This is a genomic window from Telluria sp. LT1R51-2 (assembly GCF_059685775.1).
Genome location: NZ_JCASIM010000001.1, coordinates 1,429,423 through 1,448,650 on the forward strand (window position 1 = coordinate 1,429,423; position 19,228 = coordinate 1,448,650).

Sequence of the window (19,228 nt, forward strand, 5' to 3'; positions counted from 1 at the left end):
GGCTGGCGGCGGTGAGAATTGTTGAGTAAGTGACGCCATCGGGGTGGCTATACTGCGGAGATGAACCGGGCCACCTGGCGTTACCGTTTGAATGAACCCCGCAGCGCGGGCCTGGCAGCCACGCTGCTCGTGCATGCGTTGTTGATCCTGGCGTGGCAGATGGCACGCACGTTGCCGGCGCCGGTCGCGGGGGACGATGCGGCGATGCTGTGGCTGCGTGTGCCGGCGCCAGCGCCAGCGCCGCGCATTGTCGCTGTCCCGCCGGTTCAACCGGAGGCTGCGCCAACCCGGAAGCCCGGTACGCCGCTGCGGCCTGTGCCTGCGGCACAGGCAGAGACGCCCGTGCAAATTCCGGTACCGGCACCAGTGCCGGATGCGCCGCCAACGCCGCTTGAACCGGCGACCCCCAGCACGGCCGCTATCATGGACAGCGCACGCCGCAGCATCGGCGACATCGATCGGGCATTACGCAAGGAGCGCCAGCCGACGATCGTGCTGCCGCCGGACAGCCCGCAACTGCGCCTGCGCCGCGGCATCGAGCATGCGCGTGAGATGGCGCCCCCGCGCCTGTGGGAGGCGCCGCGGGTCGTCGAACTGGTCAACAACACGGGCGATGGCGCGCGGCGCACCCGCGTGATCACCGGAGATCGCACCTACTGCCTGACGGACCGCGCGCCGACGACCAATGTCGAGATGATCGAAATGCACGGCAAGCAGCGCTTCACGACCTGCCCAAAGGATGAAGAGCCGGCCCGACAGCAGGAATGGCGGACTGCGCGTGATTGAGCCGGTCAGCGACAACGCTGCTGCCCGGCTCGTTGGCGACTAGGCGTCTTCCAGTACCGGCATATCAACGTCAGCGACCATCACCTGGTTGCGTCCGCCTTTCTTTGCCGCGTAGAGAGCACGGTCAGCGGCAGACAGCAGAGCCTGTTCGCCATTGCCATGACCGGGCCACTGCGCCACACCGAACGATGCTGAAATACCCGAAATGGTCTGCCCCGCGTGCTCGATGACGATCCCGCCAATCGACGAACGGATGCCCTCGGCGCACTTCTGCGCCTCCTCGGCACTGCAGTCCGGCCGCATCAGCACCAGTTCTTCTCCACCGTAGCGGCACACGACGTCGCTTGCGCGCACCCGTTGCAGGATGGCGTGACTGGCGGCCTTCAGGACCAGATCGCCGCCTTCATGGCCGTAGGTGTCATTGACGCGCTTGAAATGGTCCAGGTCGATCATCACCACCGAACAGGCGCTCTGGCTGCGCTGGGCGCGTGCCAGCTCGCGCTTGAGCGATTCGTCGAAGAAGCGCCGGTTGTACAGGCCGGTGAGCGGATCGACCGTTGACTGGTGGCGCAGCGTGTCGCGCAGCGAGACGTTGCTGATCGCCAGGCTCAGCTGTTCAGCCAGCGCGATGATGTGCATGCTGTCGCTCTGGTTGTCTTCGTGCCGGTCGTCCAGGACCATCAGAACACCCACGACATCGCCTTGCGAGATCATCGGGACGCACGTCTGGGATGCATACTTGCCGATCCAGAGCGTACCGTGATCGCAGAACAGGTCGTGCTGCGCCGTCGCGACATGCATTTTGCCCAGCCGCAGGCACCAGCACTCATCGCGGGCGATGGTAGGAGGCGCCGTATCGGTCAGATTCCACGACGCATTGAGTTCGAGTGCATCGCGCGAATTGCGGTAGAGATATACCGCGCCAGCCGTGTCCGGTAATAGCTTGCGCAGGAATACCGGCAACATGCGGGCAAGTTCGGACGGCGCCTTGACGCTGTCCAGCGCGTGCAGCATCTCCGCTGCCACCGACAGGCGCTCTGCGCGCACGGCGGACTGCTTCGCCAATAGCGCGTTGTTCTCGGCCAATAACTGCGACTGGTTAGCCACTTCCGCCTGCTTGTTCAAGCTCCTGGTCACGATGAGCACCGTTGCCACGATCACGACCAGGCTGGCCAAGGCGGCGCCGATACCAAGCGCGGAATTGTATCCCAGCGTTGACGTCAGTTCGTCCCGCAGCACCTTGCGCTGCTCGGCCAGGACATGAATCTGACGGCCGAACTGGGTGCGCAGCTCGTCCATCAGGAGCTTGCCTTTCTGGCTCGCCACGGCGTCGATGGCCGCCTGCGTCTTGCCCGCTCTTTTCAGGCGGATGCTGCTATCCATCTCGAGAACTTTGGCCTGGCTGAGACTGGCAATGCGTGCCACCAGGGTTCGCTCCTGGTCGGAATTGGCGAGTCGATGCAAATCCTCGAGCGCCGCGGGAATGCCTGCAACGCCAACGTTGTAGGGGTCGAGGAAGCTTTCGTCGCTGCCGATCAGAAAGCCGCGTTGGCCGGTTTCGGCATCCTTCAGCAAGCTGAGCGCGAGGTTGTATGCGCGCTCCTTTTTCGCGCCGTCCTGAAGCGCGCGCAAAGTCGTGTTCGCCTGGTAGCTGCTGATACAGGGCAGTGTGGCGAGGCAGGCAACGATGATGATGATCAGGGCGCCGAATACCTTAAGGCTGGGGTCGAGTCTGGAAAACATGCCTTAGGGAAATAATTGATAATGTGCAATCATAACCCCGCTATGCGCTGGCAATAAGTGAAGGAGCTGCTTGTTTCCACGTCTGTTTGGACGATGGGGCTACATCCCTGGTCTTGGGCGACTAGCGTTCGTCCGCCCGGCGCAGCCACAGGCTGCTGGCCCAGCCTTCGACATCCTTGCCATCGAGCGTGGCGCGCACCTGCCACCAGTCGCCATCGCGCTGGCCCGTCGCAATCACGCGCGCACCGCCCGGTACCACCAGCAGGCGCTCGGCGCCGATGCCGCCTGCGACGCGCAGATTGAGCGCATCGCGCACGCGGTAGGGCGCGCCTGCCACGGGCACGTCGGTTGCCGGCAGCGGCGTCTCGGCCAGTTCGACCGGCGCCGGCAGTGTGCCCGGTCCGCCGAACAATGCCAGCAGCAGCACGCCGCCGGCCGCGGTACCGGCGGCCAGCACGCCCAGTGCGCGGGCGTTGGGCCGTCGCCACCAGGCACGGGGCGTGAGCCACGCGCAGGCGCACAGCGTGAGCACGAGGGCCGCGCCGAACGCACCGATGTACGTGGCGAAATACGCCGCAATGTGGGTCGACGATAGCATGCTGGCCTCAGGCGTCGAAGCGCAGCACGTAGTGGCCCGCCACCAGGTGGTGGCTAGGGGGGATCAGGTACGGCGCATCCTGGGTGGCCGCGTCGATCTGCGCCACCAGGGCCAGGTCGGCGTCAAGGTGGTACAGCGCCTGGCTTGGAGACAGGCGCACGACGCGAAGGCCATCGCTTGACGCTTCCCAGCTGAAGGCGCTGCGCGACAGGCCGAGGCGATCGGCGCTGGCGGCGGCGCCGTCGGCCTGGCGCACGAATTGCGGCGCATCGAGCACGCGCAGCGCGGCCAGTGACGGCATGCCACGCCCGAACGTCAGGCGCGAGCCGCCTGCCGCCGGTTGGGACGGCCCCTGCGGCAGCACCAGGAGGGCGCTGTAGCGCTCTGCCATCGACTGCGGCGCGGCGAGCAGGCCGATGCTGGCCCCGTCCATCGGCGAAAACTGCGATGGCACGGCGATGCGCTGGCGACCAGCCGGGGTGATCGCGTGCAGTTCGTCGGCATCGTCGATGGCGAAGCGGATCACGTTGTCCTTGCCTGGCGCGGCTGGTACGAGTTGCGCGTCCAGGCCCACCTCGAGCGCCTGCGCACCCGTGTCACGGTAGCGGCTCAGGCGCGGCAAGGCCAGCGCGGCCAGCGTGATGCGATGGCGCGCGACGGGCGCGTAGGTTGCGTCGGCTTCCGGGGCGGGTGCGGGCGTCGCCAACGATACCGGCGTCGGGGCGGCCAGGGGCATCGCGGTCAGGTCGGCCGGCGGCGTGCTGCTGCGCGATTTCCAGACGGCGGGGCTGCGCTGCGACGCAGCGGCGGGCGTGGTCGCTGCTGCAGGCACGGAAGCCGGCGGCTTCAGGGTCGCGCCAGCGTGGCTGATCCTGAGCAGCAGGCGCTGGGCGCTCGCGCCCTTGCCGCGCAGGACGTAATAGCCATTGGCACCGTCAAAGACGCAGTCGAAACTGTCTTTCGGGCGCACCTGCAGTTCAAGGGGCGCTTCCGGCCCGTCGTTCACGAGCAGCAGGCCACCGTCCGGACCGAACGGCCAGCCCGGCACGGCAAACGTGGCATTGGCCGGGTCCATGCCCACCAGGGTCAGGCGCTGGTTCGGGTAGATCGCGCACACGGGCTGCCAGATGGCGCTGTCGCGCGAAGCGGTTACCGTGTACTGCACCTGCTCGCCCGGCGCCGGCAGGTAGACCGCGTGGCCGAATTTGACCTGCACTTCGCCCGGCGCGATGCGCTCGTCGCCGGAAATGAAGTAGCGCACTTCATCGCCACCGAGCAGGTCGCCGAAATCCTTCTGGTGCAGCGCGGCCAGCGACTGCGCCAGGTCGCGTACGCGCGCGCCGCGGGTCAGGTGGCGGTCGTCGTCGACGTCGTCCTGTGGCAGCACCAGTGTCACGTGCGAGAAGCAGCGGGTCGCGGCGCGGCCGCGCAGTTCGCGCGGCGAGCGTTCGAGCAGGTCGCGCAGCAGCGCGCGGCGCGAGAACAGCGACAGACCGGGCGCCTGCCACAGCGCGTCGGCGTTGAACACGTCTTCTACCTTGCCCAGGACTTCGTGTTGGACATAGACCGGCATGATTGAATCTCCTCGTTGAATGGGGTGCTTGCCATGCCAAACGCTAGCAGGGGGCAGATGAAAAACAGCAGGTGCGAGCCGCCGGCAGACAGAAAACTCATCGGCTGACCCATGATCGGGAACATCGCTAGATTGGTGCCCCACGACAGCAGCAGGTGGCCGGCGACGAACGCCGCGCCGCCGCACAGCGCAAAGCACTGGAAGCGGCCCAGCCAGGCGCGCCGGAAATCGTTGGCTGCCAGCGCGCGGCCCCAGGCGCCGGCGGCCACCCGCACCAGCGCCACCAAAAACAGCGCCTGCAGCGTCCACAGCGCGAGGCCGGCCGCCAGGCCGTGACGCTGCAACAGGAAGGCGGGCGCAAAGTCATCCTGAATCGCGGGGATCGCCAGCGCGTCGCCGGCCGCGCCGCCCAACGCTGCGAGACCGAACGCGTCGTCGGCCCCCAGCCAACCGCCCTGGGCGATGGCGCGTGCGCCCAGCAGCATCTGCTGGCCCGTGTGCGGGTGGACGGTCGGCGCGCTCCAGACCTGGAACCGTTCAGGGTAAAAGCCCAGCGCGCCGATGAATGCCCCACCGCTACGCAGCGCTGCGCCCCCTGCCACCAGCAGGCAGATGGCGCAGGCGGCCGTGATGAGGGCGGCGCGGCGGCCACGGCTCGCGCACCAGACCAGCGCCATCACGCTGCTCCAGACCAGCAGCAGTACCAGCGGTGAGTAGTCGTCGACCCGCACCAGCGCAACGCCCAGCAGGAACACGAACAGCAGCACGGGCGCGGCCATGCGCAGCCAGAAGCGCCAGTTGCGCTGCTGGTGCGTTGCGCCACCGGCCACCAGCGCCAGGCAGTGGGCGCTGAGCGCGGCCAGCGCGAACTTGGCGAATTCGAACGGCTGAATGTCGAACACACCCGTCTCGCTGCCAAAGCAGACTTGCAGCAGCACGCCGACCAGCGCGATCCCGGCCAGGGCCAGGAGCACGCGCTCGGTGACGGGGCGCGACAGGTTGTTGCGGCCGACGGAGGACAACAGCAGCAGCGTGCCGGGTAAGCCCAGGCCCAGCAGCGCGGTGGAGTTCTGGAAGTGGCGCAGCCAGGCAGTATCGCTCGCGCCCAGGCCCATCTCGAGCTGTACCAGCAGACCGGCGCCCAGCAGCAGTATGGCGGCGGCGGGCAGCAAACGGACGCGCGCCTGAAAGCGCAGCGTCAGCCACAGCGTGGCCCAGGCCAGCAGCAGCGAGATGCCGACACCGGGCGCGCCACTGCTGCGCTGGGCGATCAGCAGCAGCGTAGCGGTGGCCGCGACCAGCGCCGCAATCAGCGGCAGGGCGAGGCGTGCGCCGGCGACGCGCTGACGCAGCAGCGGCACGACGCTGAACGCACCCATCAGCAGCACGCCCAGCGCGGCGGCCCATGCCAGCGGCGTGGGCGCTGGCAGCGCAAACAGCGTGCGTTCCTGCCACTGCCATTGCACGGCGTCTGGCAGCTGGACCTGCGGCGCGTTCGACAGCGCGACCTGGCCCGATGGCGTCAAGTGCAGCATGTCGCCATTCGGCGTCAGCGTGAAGACGGTGCGGCCGACAGCGAAGGCATCGGTGGCGGCCAGCGACTGGTCGCGCTGCGCGGCATCTTCCCAGCCGTTGGCGGTCGAGACGAGCACCGGCTGGTCACCCCGTACCGACAGCGCGATACGGCCATCGGGCAGGCGCGCCAGCGATGCCGTGCCTGCCTCGAGCGTGCTGCTGGCCAGTCGGTTGCCGCAATACAGCAGGCCGCCCAGACTGACTGGCCGCGCCAGGCCGAAGGGGTGCGGCGTGATGCGGTTCCATAGGGCGAGCGCGCGACTGGCGAGGGGCGCATCTGGGCAGGCCGGCTGCAGTGCGCCCTCCTGCAGCAGCGTGGCGCCGTCGTAGCGCCAGGTGCGCTCGCCGTTCGACAGCGTCACGCTGCCGGCATCCTGCGCCAGCACGTCAAAGAGCGCGGCGCCGGCCTGGATCTGCTGGCCGCGGACCAGCGGCACGTCGCTGCTGCGCACGCGCGCGTCGCCACGGCGCAGCACGATCGGCTGAACCGGCTCCAGATTGCGCAGCCACCAGGCACCGCTTGCATCGCGCCGCAGGGTCAGCTGGCGCGCGGCGGCGCGCGGCGCACCCAGTTCCGCGCGGCCCAGCACGATCGATGTGCCCGGCTGCAGGCGCACCGCGAGCTCGCGCGGCAGCCACGCGGCAGGCGCGCGCAGGACGGCCAGCAATTGCACGGCGCACAGCAGCGCGAGCAGGATCGTGGCCGTCGCGGCGCCAAAGGACATGCGCGGGCGGCTGGGCGTCATGCTGCGCTCCTGGCTGGCGGCGCGCCAAGCAGGCTGGTTGCTTGCCCAAGCAGGCGGCTGATGTCCAGCGCGTGCTGCGGCCGCTCGGCGGGGCTGTCGGCCAGCAGTCGGCGCAGCAGCGCCAGGCCCGGCACGGCAGCCTGGCCCAGGTGGCTGGCAAACAGCGTCGCCTCATCGAGCTGCAGCACGGGCGGGCGCGCCTGGTGCGTGGCCAGCAGCGTGGCTGCGCCATCGCGGCCATGCGCTTGCCAGGCCTGGCCGCAGGTGCTGCTGTAACGCAGCAGGCGGCCGCAGACGAGGTAATAGAGGAGGGCCCCCAGGGCGAAATAATCGGTGCGCGCTTCGGTGGCGTAGCCGTCGGCGTCGGGGAAAAACTGTTCCGGCGCCTGCCAGTTGGCGGTACCGGCATAGGTATGGGCGCGCAGGTCGTCAAGGCGGCGATTGGTGCCGAAGTCGGCCAGCTTGAGCGTGTCGGCTGCACGGTCGAGCAGCAGGTTGCCGGGTTTCAGGTCGAGGTAGCGCCAGCCGTTGGCGTGCACCTTGGCCAGCGCCTGGTTGACCTGGCCGATCCAGACGAGGGCGCGGGCCGGTGCGATCGTGCGACCGGCAGTGGCTTCCTCCGCCAGATAGGCGGCGAGGTCGCCATCGAGCAATTCCAGGGCCAGTGCCGGCAGACCAAGATGCTCGCCGCTGTCGAGCAGACGCACGATGTGGCGGCCGTCCCATGGCGCCAGGCTCTGCAGGAACGCAATTTCGGTGCGCGCGCTCTCCACCCAGCGGCTGCGCAATGCGTCGGGCGCGCGCGCCATCTGGTCGAGATTGACAAGCTTGAGAGCAACGGCGCCAGTCGCATGCAGGCTGTCAGCACGCCAGACGACGCCATAGGCCGCGCCGGCCAGCGGTTCGCGCAGGCGATACTGCCCGCCGGTGAGCGAAATGACGGTGCCTGCGTCGTACATGGTATCCCCCGAGCATGGCGCAAGGCGCCGATGGGGAAGCAAAGCGGAGGGAAAGAGAAAAGAGCTTAAAAAGCCGGGGTCAGGTCTGACATTTGGACACGACCTCGACAGTCGCGGGAAAGAAAGCCGGGGTCAGGTCTGACATTCGGACACGATCTCGACAGTCGCGTAGCCTGACCTCGCTGGCTAAGGACCACGCTGATACTGGGCAAGACACCATTGGATGTCGCTAAGGCTGAGGTCGTGTCCGAATGTCAGACCTGACCCCGCCTGTGGTTATGACCCCGGCTGTGGTTAAGGCTAAGGCTGAGGTCGTGTCCGAATGTCAGACCTGACCCCGGCTGTGCCGGCTGTGGGCAAAGAAAAAGCCGCGCGGTGCGCGGCTTTCGGGGTTAGCGGCCGTAGCCGCGGCGGTCGTCGCGGTCCCAGCGGTCATGGCGATCATAACGGTCGCGGCGGTCATGACGGTCCCAGCCACGGCCACCGTCACGGTATTCGACGTAGACGGGACGCGGTTGGACGTACACCGGACGCGATTCCACGTACACCGGGCGTGGCTGGACATACACAGGGCGCTGCTGGACATAGACCGGGCGCTGCTGGACGTATGCCGGTTGCGACTGGTAATACCCGCCGCGATTGTCGTAATAGTTACCGCGATCGCCGTAGTGACGACGGTCGTCGCGCGAGTGGACGGAGTTGCCCACCGCCGCGCCGATCACACCACCTGCCACGGCGCCGCCGGTGCCGCCGACCGTGTGGCCAACGACTGCACCGAGCACGGCGCCGATGGCCGTATTCGTACCACGATCGCCGGCCATTGCCGCCGGCGATACGGCGACGGCGGCCAGCAGCACAGCACCAAAGGTCTTCGATTTCAACATGGCTTTTCCTTTTTACCCCGGCGGAGATCGGAATGATGTTCTCGCTCACCGGGTAAGAATCACTATATTCTTGGTTCTGAATAGTTCCATCTGCTAATACAGATTTTTACAAGTCATGCCCGGTCTGTAACATCCTCGCTTGCATCTCGGCCCATCTGCCCCATGTAGCTTCTATTGCTTTTAATCTATTCCCCTCATGCGCCCAAGCCGAAGCTTTCTCGTTGTTCTGTTCCTGATGGTCGCACTGCTGGTGTATATCGGCATGCGCCTGCTGCCTGACCTGGCCTTTGGCATGGTGGGCAATCTGATTGCCGGATTGCTGCTGTGCGTGCTGGGCATCCTGGTACCGGTAGGCCTGATGTCGGCCTCGATGCGCCGGCGCCGCTGGTCCGATGCGGTCGCCTGGATCGGCTTGTTGTCGATGGGCCTGTTCTCGTCGCTGCTGGTCGCGACGGTGCTGCGCGACCTGGTACTGCTGTTTCTGACGGTCGTTGGCACGGTAACGGCGCCGGTGCTGTACATCAGCGCGCTGGCGGTGCCGCTGGCCGCGCTGGCGGTAACGCTGATCGGCTATGCCAACGCACGCCGGGTTGCACGCATCGTCAAGGTGGACGTGCCGATCCGCGATTTGCCAACAGCGCTGCACGGCTACACAATCGCGCAGATTTCGGACGTGCACGTGGGCCCGACCATCAAGCGTGCGTATCTGAATGCCATTGTCGACAAGGTCAATGCACTCGAAGCGGACGCGATTGCCGTCACGGGCGACCTGGTCGACGGCAGCGTGCAGCGCCTGGCGCCGCATACTGAACCGCTGGGCCGCCTGCGCGCGGGCGATGGCGTGTACTTTGTGACCGGCAACCACGAGTACTACTCGGGCGCACTCGAGTGGATTGCCGAAGTGCGGCGCCTCGGTCTGAACGTGCTGATGAACCAGCACGTGATCGTGCACAAGGGCGACGCGCGCCTGATGATCGCGGGCGTGGCCGACTATCACGCCCACCACTTCCACCCCGAGCACAAGAGCGATCCGCAACGCGCCGCGGCGGGCGCGCCGGCCGGCATCGGCGTGCGCGTCCTGCTCGCGCACCAGCCGCGCAGCGCGACGGCGGCCGCGGCGGCAGGGTTCGATCTGCAGCTGTCGGGCCACACGCACGGCGGCCAGTTCTTCCCGTGGAACCTGTTCGTGCCACTGCAGCAGCCTTTCGTGGCTGGCCTGCACCGGGTGCGCGAGATGTGGGTGTACACCAGCCGTGGCACCGGCTACTGGGGGCCGCCCAAGCGCTTCGGGGCACCGTCGGAAATCACGCTGGTGCGCCTGGTGGCCGCCTGACGGCTGGCCCTCGACCAGGAAAGTCGGGGCACAACCTCGCCGGATGCGCTATTGTTTGAATCCTTCCAATACAGCAAGGATTCCCGCATGAACTTCCCCGTTCGCCATCTTCGCCGCCTGCCCATCCTGTGCGCCATCGCCGGCGCGGTGATCGTCACACCCGTCCTGGCCGCCAGTCCCGGTAACGATCCTGCTGCGCTGGTCAAGATCCGCGACGCGGCAATGGCGAGTGACTACGCCTGGCAACGCACGGAAGACATGACCGACCTGATCGGCCCCCGCCTGTCGGGTTCGCCCGGTGAGGCGGCAGCAGTGACCCAGGTTGCCGAGGCCATGCGCAAGCTGGGCGCGAAGGTGACGCTGCAGCCGGTGAAGGTGCCGCACTGGGTACGCGGGATCGAGACGGGTGAACTGGTCGATTACACGGGCCGGCCAGCCGGCATCACCCAGCGCATCGTGCTGACCGCGCTGGGCGGCTCGGGCGCCACCCCGGTCGAAGGCCTGCTCGCGCCGGTGCTCGTGCTCAATAGTTTCGAGGAACTCAAGGCGCGCTCAGCCGAAGTGAAGGGGAAGATCGTGTTGTTCGATGTCCCCTTTGACCAGCACATGGCCGATCGTGGCCTGGCCGGCCCGGCCTACGGCGCGGGTTCGAACTACCGTCGCAACGGCCCGCGCCTGGCGGCCGAACTGGGCGCCGTCGGCGCACTGGTGCGCTCGGTCGGTGGCGCTGCCTACCGTTTGCCGCACACGGGCTCGTCCGGCCTGTCTGACGACGCGCGCATCCCGTCGGCAGCCGTGACGGCGGAAGACGCCATGCTGATGGCGCGCCTGGCCAAGCGCGGCCCGGTCAAGCTCAAACTCGTGCTGACGCCGAAAAACCTGCCCGACGCCGATAGTTTCAATGTGATCGCCGATCTGCCGGGCACGGACAAGCCCGAAGAAATCGTCATCGTCTCGGGCCACCTCGATTCGTGGGATTTGTCGCCCGGCGCGCACGATGATGCCGCCGCCGTGGCCAGCGCGATGGCCGTGTTCGATGTGCTGAAAAAACTCGATTACCGGCCGCGCCGCACGATCCGCTTCATCGCCTGGATGAACGAAGAGAACGGCATGCGCGGCGCCAGCACCTATCTTGCCGCCGAACAGGCAAACGCCGCGAGGCACTTCGGCGCGATCGAAAGCGACAACGGGGTGGGCCGCCCGTTCGGCCTGCGTGCCAGCGTCACGCCGCAGTCGGTCAAGCTGTTCGCGCCGTTGCAAGCGGCCCTGCAGCCGATCGGTGCCGGCGTGTTCCAGCGGCAGGACGTCCTGGCGACAGGCGACCTGGCCGGCCTGGAACGCGCAGGCGTGCCAAGCTTTGCGCCGATCGTCGACACGGCGAACTATTTCGACATCCACCATACGCCGGCCGATACGCTGGACAAGATCGACCCCGACAGCCTGCGCCGCAACGTCGCGCTGATGGCAGCGACGGCCTGGTACCTGGCCAATATGGAGCAGCCAATTGGCCGCTCCAGCGTGCCGGCGCCGTGACGCAAGGCAGATTGCGGGTCAGGCAGCCGTACTGATTCGTCGTACCGCGCGCGCATGCCCGCGGTACGGCCGGCCGTAGATGGTCTGGATGCCGCTGGCAAAATTCTGGCCCCAGACCAGCTGGGCGCGCGTGGCATGCGGCTCGCTGGACCAGTACCAGTCGCGCTGGAACGATTCGCGCAGGTTGGCGAACAGCAGCGCCAGTTCGGCCGCGTGGGCAGCGCGCCCCCCTGGCTGGAGGCCCAGTCGGCTGCGGTCGGCCAGCTGACGTCCGCGCTGTCGCCTGGCAGCAACACGAGGTGATAGTCGGGATCGTCTTTGCCCAGGATGAGACCAGCGTATTCTTCACCCTCTTGCAGCAGGCCCCGGATTTGCATGTATTCGCCCATGGATTCACCTCACGTGTGGTAGCAATCCGTTAAGACTGCCGAACCCGACGTTTGGTTGCATTCCCGGTTCGATCCAGATCAACCAAGTGCCCGGTTCCACGACAGTGGTACCGTTCGGCGTTGCGGGTGAGCGGCTCAGGCGTTGCTGTCGATGGGTTGCGCGAGCCCGGCGCCGCCGGCGCCGGCGCGATTGACCTGCGTGCTGACTTCGTGCCAGGCGAAGGCGTCCGGGGGCAGGGCAGCCGAGCGTGCCAGCGCCAATGCTTCTTCGCTCGACAGCGCCGGATCGAGCCAGCGCTCGGCATCCTGCGCATCCAGCACGACCGGCCGCCGGTCGTGGATATCCAGCATGCCGCCCGAGGCGTCGTCGGTCACGATGACAAAACCCGCCTCAGCGCGATTTTCAGTAAAGCTGCCGAAGTTGGCCAGTGCCAGCATGAACAGCGGCGCGCCGTCCTTGCGGTGGATATGCCACGGCTGCTTGCTGCCTTTCTCGCCCGTCCATTCATACCAGCCAGAGGCCGGCACCAGCGCGCGCCCGGACTTCAGCAGCCCGCGCCAGTATCGGTTGTCCAGCTTGTCCAGGCGCGCGTTGATGGTCACCGGCACCTTGCCCTTGGCCCAGCGCGCCTGATAACTCCAGTACACGTCGTCGATTCGCCGTTCGCCGTCCTGCAGATGCAGCACAGGGCGATACGTGCCGGGCGGCACGTTATACGCCGGTTCGGATTCGCTGTCATACACGGCGTCGAGCCAGCCGATGACGCTGGCGTAATAACGGGCCGTTTGGCTTTGGTCAAGTCGTCCACACATGCGGGTCATGGTAGCGCAACGCGGGCGGATGCGTCGCACCGCGTCCTGCGGGCGCGCGGCGCGTGTGGCATTTGGCCGCAGCACGCCGCAATGGTATGCTCAGGAATACAACGATTGATTAGGAGCAGGTATGGCAGCAGGTTGGTGGACAGTATTAAGAACCGTTCCCTGGAGCGACGTGATCAGTGCGGCGCCGCAGGTAGCGAATGGCGCGCGGCGCCTTTGGGACACGGTCAACCGCAACCGGCAGGGCATGCCCGATGAGCCGATGGGTGTGGCGCCCGGGATGGCGGGGCAAGAAGAAGACGTGTTCGATATCCTGATCCGCAGCGTCGAGCGCAATGATGCCGAGATCACCGACCTGCGCAACCAGATGCGCTCGGCGTCCGAGATCATCGCCAACCTGGCCGACCAGAATGCGCAGCTCATCGCCAAGATGGATGCCCAGCGCCAGAAGATGACCTGGATGGGCGTCACCGCAGCGCTGTCCGGCCTGCTATCGGTCGTGGCGCTCGTGCTCGTGGCCGTGCGCACCTGATCAACCAAGGGCCGTCATGAAACTCGTCCTGATTTGCGCGACGCTGTTCATCTTCTTTTCGATGCTGATGAACAGCGCGCGCAAGCGTGGCAAGCTCGGCGATAACGCCAACCGCGCCGTCACCGGCCTGGCCACGTCGATGCGTATCTTCGTCTACGGCCTGCTGTGCTGCGTCGTGATCCTCTGCTGCGCGATGGCCTGGCACATGCTCGGCCAGCAAGCTTGAGTCGGTAGTGACGCCAACGCCCGGTCTGGCGCCCGGACTCGTATCCCGTGCGCTCGATCTGCTCGATTGCGGCGTGATCGTGCTCGATGCGCAAGCGTGCATCGTGCACTGGAACGCCTGGCTGGTCCCGCGCTGCGGCCGCGGCGCGGCGCGCGTCATCGGCCATCCGTTGCTCGAGGTGTTTTCCGGCCTGCGCGGCTCGCGCGTCGAAGCCGCAGTGCAGGCGGCACTGAGCGATGCGACAGCGACCGCGCACGTGCCAGACGCCAGCGCCCGCAACCCTTTCCCGCTACGGCCCGCCGGCAGTTTCGACGGCGACCTGATCGACCAGGCCGTGGCAGTCACGCCGTTCGACGTTGGCGGGGAACGTTTTTGTCTCATTGAAATCCGCGATATCAGCGACACGTCGGAGCGTGAACGGCGCCTGCTGGAACACGTCGAAGCCATGCGGGCGCGCTCGTTCATCGACGGCCTGACCGGCATTGCCAACCGCCGCCAGTTCGACGTCACGCTCACGCGTGAACTGCGCCGCGCCCAGCGGGCCGATGCGCCGCTGGCGCTGCTGATGTTCGATATCGACACATTCAAGGCCTATAACGATCACTTTGGCCACCAGGAAGGTGACGCTTGCCTGATCCGGGTGGCGCAGGAGATTGCCGGCATCCTGAAGCGACCCGCCGACCTGGCCGCGCGCTACGGCGGCGAAGAATTCGCGGCCATCCTGCCCGATACGACATGCGAGCAGGCGCGTGAGATGGCCGAGCGCGTCCGCGCCCACATCGCCGCATTGCACCTGCAGCAGGCCCCTGATGCGTGCCATCTCCACGTCACCATCAGCGTGGGTGTGGCCGCCTTCGACCGCGCCCGCCTGAATGACGAAGCGGCACTGATCGCCGCCGCGGACCAGGCACTGTACGCCGCCAAGGATGGCGGGCGCAACTGCGTCGTCGTCGACGGCGACTAGACCGGCGGCGGCATCTTTTCCAGCAGCTTGTCGAGCGTGACCGGATACTCGCGCACCCGCACGCCAGTGGCGTTGTAGACCGCATTGGCAATTGCTGCCGCCACGCCGCACAGGCCCAGTTCACCGACCCCCTTGGCCTTCATCGGCGACGAATACGCGTCTTCTTCATCCAGGAAAATCACGTCCTGGTGCGGGATGTCGGCATGCACCGGCACTTCGTAGGTCGCCATATCGTGGTTGGCAAAAAAGCCCAGGCGTTTGTCGACCACCAGGTGCTCCATCAGTGCGCCGCCCACACCCATCGTCATCGAGCCGATCACCTGGCTGCGCGCCGACTTCGGGTTCAGGATGCGGCCCGCCGCGCAGACGGCCAGCATGCGCCGCACGCGCGTTTCGCCCGTGACTGAATCGACCGCGACTTCGACGAAATGCGCGCCGAAGGTGGATAACTGGTTCTTTTTCGCCAGATCGCCGAATTCGATGACGTCCTCGGCCACCAATTCGCCGCCCTCGGCGGCCTTGGCCAACGGCTGGCTGGCGCTGCCAGCGCGCACGACGCCATCGGCAAATACCGGGTCCGTCATGTTCAACCTGGCGGCGATCTGTTCGCGCAGCTTGACGCAGGCCGCGTACACGCCGGCCGTCGCGCTGTTGGCGCCGAACTGGCCACCCGAGCCGGCGGAGACGGGAAAGTCCGAGTCGCCCAGGATGACTTTTACGCGCTCGAGCGGCAGGCCGAGCATCTCGGCGGCCGTCTGCGCAATGATCGTGTAGCTGCCGGTGCCGATGTCGGTCATGTCCGTTTCCACGGTCAAGACGCCATCCGTACCCAGGCGCACGCGGGCGGCCGACTTGACGACGGGACTGTTGCGAAAGGCTGCCGCGACACCATGACCGATTAGCCACTGGCCTTCACGGACCTGGGCCGGTTTCGCGTTGCGCGCCTTCCAGCCGAAGCGTTCGGCCCCGGTGCGCAGGCATTCGACCAGGCGCCGTTCGGAGAACGGGCGGTTCGGCTTTTCCGGGTCGACCTTCGTGTCGTTCAGGATGCGTAGCTGCACCGGGTCCATCCCGAGCTTCTCGGCCAGTTCGTCCATCGCGATTTCCAGCGCCATCATGCCCGGCGCCTCGCCTGGTGCACGCATCGAATTGCCCTCCGGCAGATCGAGCACGGCCACGCGTGTCGTCGTCATCCGGTGCGCGCCCGCGTACAGCAGGCGCGTTTGCTGGGTGGCGACCTCGGGCCGGCCGGCCGGCAGGTTGCCGTTCCATGTTTCATGGCCGATGGCCTGAATGCGGCCATCGCGCCCCACGCCAATGCGCAGGCGCTGGATGGTCTTGGGACGGTGCGTCGTGTTGTTGAAGATCTGGTGGCGCTGCAGGGCCATCTTGACGGGGCGGCCGGCGGCGCGGGCGCCCAGCGCGGCTAGCACGGCGTCGGTGCGCAGGAACAGCTTGCCACCAAAGCCACCGCCGATGTAGGGCGCGACGACGCGCACCCTGTCCTTGCCGATGTTCAGCGTTTTGGCCAGATCGGTGCGGCACCAGTCGACCATCTGGGTCGAGGTCCAGACCGTGAGCTTGTCGCCGTCCCAGCGCGCGGTGGTCGCGTGCGGCTCCATCATCGCGTGCGCCTGGTCGGGTGTCGTGTAGGTGGCGTCGAGCTTGACCGGGGCGCTGTCGAATGTGCGTTCGAAGTCGCCGACGCGGGTGTCGGGCGGCGCGTTGCGTTCGCCCTTGGGCGGGGTAGCGCTGTCCTTCACGCTGGCCAGATCGAAGCTGCCTTTGGCCTCGTTGTAGCTGACCTTGACCAGATGGGCGGCGGCGCGCGCCTGCTCGAATGTCTCGGCCACCACGAGGGCAACGGCCTGGTGGTAGTGCATGACCTCGGGTCCGGCCAGGAGCCGGGCCGTATTCTTCTGGCCCTTGCCCAGTGTCCCGGCGTTGGCGGCGGTGACGACGGCCAGCACGCCAGGCGCGCGGCGGGCTGCCGCGTCGTCGATGGCCAGGATCGTGCCTTTGGCAATCGTCGCACCGACCATCACGCCGTGGGCGGCATCCGGGACGGTCGCGTGGTGTTCATAGGCATACGGTGCCTGGCCGGTGCACTTGAGCGGGCCATCGACGCGGTCGTACGGCTTGCCGACGTGGCGCAGCGTGTCGATGGGATTGGTGGTGGCGGGGGTAGTAAATTTCATGGGCTCGGCCTTTATTCGCCTCCGCATGGCGCGGGGGAGGGGTTCGGTGCACCGGAAACAACAGAGGAGCGCCTCATGTCTGCCAGGGACGGCGAACATGAGGGCAGGGGAACTTCATGGCAAGCGGCGTGTTGCCGCTGCCATTGGCACTTCAATCGGGCATCAAGCCGACAGCGGCATCTTTTCGATCAGCTTGTCGAGCGTGATCGGGTATTCACGTACACGCACGCCGGTTGCGTTGTAGATCGCGTTGGCGACTGCCGCAGCGACACCGCACAGACCCAGCTCACCGATACCCTTGGCTTTCATTGGCGACGAGATTTCGTCTTCTTCCTTGAGGAAGATGACTTCCTGGTGCGGCACGTCGGCGTGCACCGGCACCTCGTAGGTTGCCATGTCGTGGTTGGCGAAGAAGCCCAGGCGCTTGTCGACCACCAGGTGCTCCATCAGCGCGCCGCCGATACCCATCGTCATGCCACCGATGACCTGGCTGCGTGCCTGCATCGGGTTCAGGATACGGCCTGCTGCGCACACGGCCAGCATGCGGCGCACGCGCGTTTCGCCCGTGACCGAATCGACCGCGACTTCGACGAAGTGCGCACCGAACGTCGACAGCTGGTTTTTCTTGTCCAGGCCGCCGGTGAATTCGATCGTGTCCTCGCCAACCAGCTCACCACCTGCCGCTGCTTTGGCCAGCGGCTGGCTGTTGCTGCCCACGCGCACGGTGCCATCGACGAATTCGGCCTCGGCTTCGTTCACGCCCAGCTTGGCGGCAACCTGCTCGCGCAGCTTGACGCAGGCCGCGTACACGCCCGACGTGGCGCTGTTGGCGCCCCATTGGCCACCCGAACCCGCCGATGCCGGGAATTCGGAGTCACCCAGGCGCACATCGATACGGTCGAGCGGCACGCCCAGCATTTCGGCCGTGGTCTGCGCGATGATCGTATAGCTGCCGGTACCGATATCGGTCATGTCGGTTTCCACCGTCACGCGGCCATCCGTGCCCAGCTTGACGCGGGCGCCCGATTTCATCACCGGGCTGTTACGGAAGGCGGACGCCACGCCGTGGCCGATCAGCCAGCGGCCTTCGCGGACCTGGCCCGGCTTCGGATTGCGCTTGGCCCAGCCGAACTTGTCGGCGCCCATGCGCATGCACTCGATGAGGCGGCGCTCCGAGAACTTGCGGATCGGCTTTTCCGGATCGACCTTGGTGTCGTTCAGGATGCGGAACTGGACCGGGTCCATGTTCAGCTTTTCGGCCATCTCGTCCATCGCCACTTCGAGCGCCATCATGCCCGGCGCTTCGCCCGGTGCACGCATCGCGTTGCCTTCCGGCAGATTGAGCTCGGCCACGCGGGTGGTGGTCATGCGGTCCGGACCGGCATACAGCAGGCGCGTTTGCCCGGTTGCCGTTTCGGCGCTGCCTTTTGGCAGGTTGCCGTTCCAGGTTTCGTGGCCGATGGCCATGATGCGGCCGTCACGGCCGGCGCCGATGCGGATGCGCTGGATCGTCGCCGGACGGTGCGTCGTGTTGTTGAAGATGAGGTGACGGTGCAGGGAGACCTTGACCGCACGCTTGGCTGCACGCGCGCCCAGGGCTGCCAGCAGCGCATCGGCGCGCAGGAACAGCTTTGAGCCGAAGCCGCCGCCAACGTATGGCGAGACCACGCGCACTTTGTCTTTCGATACGCCCAGCGTCTTGGCCAGGTCGCTGCGGCACCACGCCACCATCTGGTTCGACGTGTAGACCGTGACCTTGTCGCCTTCCCAGAAGGCGGTCGACGCATGCGGCTCCATCATCGCGTGCGACTGGTCCGGCGTGTGGTAGGTGGCGTCGAGCTTGACGGGTGACGTTTCGAAACCACGCGCGAAGTTGCCTGCCTTGGTGTCTGGCGGATCCTGTTCGCCGGTTGGCTTGACGGCATTGCCTTTTTCGGCGGCCAGGTCGAAGCGACCCTTCTGGACCGTGTAGTTGACCTTGACCAGGTGCGCAGCGGCGCGCGCCTGCTCGAACGTTTCGGCCACCACCAGCGCGACGGCCTGGTGATAGTGCTCGATGTTCGGGCCAGCCAGCAGGTGGGCGGTGTTCATGTCGCCCTTGCCCAGCTTGCCGGCGTTCTCGGCCGTGACAACGGCCAGTACGCCCGGTGCGCGGCGCGCCGCCTCGATGTCGATCGACGCGATGCGGCCCTTGGCGATGCCTGAGCCGACGACGAAGCCCTGCGCCGCGTTCGGCACTTCCTTGTGGTGCTCGTACGCGTACGGCGCAGTGCCGGTCGTCTTGAGCTTGCCATCGATACGGTTGGTTGGCTGACCGACATAGCGCATGCGGTCAATCGGATTGGTGGTTGCTGGAGTAATGAATTTCAT

The 19,228-nt window shown here is 66.8% G+C and carries 16 protein-coding genes; 7 read left to right on the forward strand and 9 right to left on the reverse strand.

Annotated elements, in window-relative coordinates; genetic code table 11:
• The first annotated feature begins 87 nt into the window (after window positions 1–87).
• Window positions 88–786, forward strand: a complete 699-nt coding sequence (locus AC56LH_RS06430) for a hypothetical protein (protein ID WP_499644961.1) — start codon at window positions 88–90, stop codon at window positions 784–786.
• Between the two features lie 39 nt (window positions 787–825).
• Here the strand turns inward: AC56LH_RS06430 and AC56LH_RS06435 are convergent, their stop codons facing one another.
• The 6 genes from AC56LH_RS06435 to AC56LH_RS06460 all read right to left on the reverse strand — a co-directional run bounded on the left by AC56LH_RS06435 (window position 826) and on the right by AC56LH_RS06460 (window position 8,864).
• On the reverse strand, window positions 826–2,529 hold the full coding sequence (locus tag AC56LH_RS06435; protein WP_499644963.1) for a diguanylate cyclase: 1,704 nt from the start codon (window positions 2,527–2,529) through the stop codon (window positions 826–828).
• Window positions 2,530–2,650: 121 nt separating this feature from the next.
• Entirely contained in the window at window positions 2,651–3,127 is a 477-nt protein-coding gene (locus AC56LH_RS06440) for an SH3 domain-containing protein (protein WP_499644965.1), read from the reverse strand.
• Window positions 3,128–3,134: 7 nt separating this feature from the next.
• On the reverse strand, window positions 3,135–4,700 hold the full coding sequence (locus tag AC56LH_RS06445; RefSeq protein WP_499644966.1) for an RAD23 family protein: 1,566 nt from the start codon (window positions 4,698–4,700) through the stop codon (window positions 3,135–3,137).
• On the reverse strand, window positions 4,661–7,021 hold the full coding sequence (locus AC56LH_RS06450; RefSeq protein WP_499644968.1) for an FtsW/RodA/SpoVE family cell cycle protein: 2,361 nt from the start codon (window positions 7,019–7,021) through the stop codon (window positions 4,661–4,663). The genes AC56LH_RS06445 and AC56LH_RS06450 overlap by 40 nt, the downstream gene beginning before the upstream one ends.
• Window positions 7,018–7,980, reverse strand: coding sequence for a protein kinase domain-containing protein (locus AC56LH_RS06455; RefSeq protein WP_499644970.1), 963 nt, complete (start codon window positions 7,978–7,980; stop codon window positions 7,018–7,020). The genes AC56LH_RS06450 and AC56LH_RS06455 overlap by 4 nt, the downstream gene beginning before the upstream one ends.
• A 392-nt stretch (window positions 7,981–8,372) precedes the next feature.
• Complete coding sequence (locus AC56LH_RS06460) at window positions 8,373–8,864, reverse strand: glycine zipper 2TM domain-containing protein (RefSeq protein ID WP_183551681.1); 492 nt, start codon at window positions 8,862–8,864, stop codon at window positions 8,373–8,375.
• 196 nt (window positions 8,865–9,060) lie between these two features.
• Between AC56LH_RS06460 and AC56LH_RS06465 the strand changes: the two genes are divergently transcribed.
• The 3 genes from AC56LH_RS06465 to AC56LH_RS06475 all read left to right on the forward strand — a co-directional run bounded on the left by AC56LH_RS06465 (window position 9,061) and on the right by AC56LH_RS06475 (window position 12,033).
• The gene (locus tag AC56LH_RS06465) at window positions 9,061–10,197 is read left to right on the forward strand and encodes a metallophosphoesterase (protein ID WP_499644972.1); all 1,137 of its coding nucleotides are present in this window, start codon (window positions 9,061–9,063) and stop codon (window positions 10,195–10,197) included.
• Window positions 10,198–10,284: 87 nt separating this feature from the next.
• A complete protein-coding gene (locus AC56LH_RS06470; RefSeq protein WP_499644973.1) occupies window positions 10,285–11,730 on the forward strand; it encodes a M20/M25/M40 family metallo-hydrolase in 1,446 nt (481 codons plus the stop codon).
• 54 nt (window positions 11,731–11,784) lie between these two features.
• Complete coding sequence (locus tag AC56LH_RS06475; protein WP_499644975.1) at window positions 11,785–12,033, forward strand: hypothetical protein; 249 nt, start codon at window positions 11,785–11,787, stop codon at window positions 12,031–12,033.
• 221 nt (window positions 12,034–12,254) lie between these two features.
• Here AC56LH_RS06475 and AC56LH_RS06480 read toward each other — a convergent pair whose 3' ends face one another.
• On the reverse strand, window positions 12,255–12,941 hold the full coding sequence (locus AC56LH_RS06480; RefSeq protein ID WP_499644977.1) for an SOS response-associated peptidase: 687 nt from the start codon (window positions 12,939–12,941) through the stop codon (window positions 12,255–12,257).
• 121 nt (window positions 12,942–13,062) lie between these two features.
• Here AC56LH_RS06480 and AC56LH_RS06485 point away from each other — a divergent pair, with 121 nt between their 5' ends.
• From AC56LH_RS06485 to AC56LH_RS06495, 3 genes are read left to right on the forward strand one after another with little or no spacing between them, the layout of a single operon-like run.
• Window positions 13,063–13,470 carry a hypothetical protein gene (locus AC56LH_RS06485; RefSeq protein ID WP_499644979.1) on the forward strand — a complete coding sequence of 136 codons (408 nt, stop codon included), beginning with the start codon at window positions 13,063–13,065 and terminating at the stop codon, window positions 13,468–13,470.
• 16 nt (window positions 13,471–13,486) lie between these two features.
• Entirely contained in the window at window positions 13,487–13,696 is a 210-nt protein-coding gene (locus AC56LH_RS06490; RefSeq protein ID WP_499644980.1) for a hypothetical protein, read from the forward strand.
• A 7-nt stretch (window positions 13,697–13,703) separates the two neighbouring features.
• Complete coding sequence (locus AC56LH_RS06495) at window positions 13,704–14,660, forward strand: diguanylate cyclase (RefSeq protein ID WP_499644982.1); 957 nt, start codon at window positions 13,704–13,706, stop codon at window positions 14,658–14,660.
• On the opposite strand, the gene paoC (AC56LH_RS06500) is transcribed toward AC56LH_RS06495, so the two are convergent.
• Both paoC (AC56LH_RS06500) and paoC (AC56LH_RS06505) read right to left on the reverse strand, forming a co-directional pair.
• The gene (gene paoC, locus AC56LH_RS06500) at window positions 14,657–16,858 is read right to left on the reverse strand and encodes an aldehyde oxidoreductase molybdenum-binding subunit PaoC (protein ID WP_499644984.1); all 2,202 of its coding nucleotides are present in this window, start codon (window positions 16,856–16,858) and stop codon (window positions 14,657–14,659) included. The genes AC56LH_RS06495 and paoC (AC56LH_RS06500) overlap by 4 nt on opposite strands.
• 162 nt (window positions 16,859–17,020) lie before the next feature.
• The gene (gene paoC / locus AC56LH_RS06505; RefSeq protein ID WP_499644986.1) at window positions 17,021–19,228 is read right to left on the reverse strand and encodes an aldehyde oxidoreductase molybdenum-binding subunit PaoC; all 2,208 of its coding nucleotides are present in this window, start codon (window positions 19,226–19,228) and stop codon (window positions 17,021–17,023) included.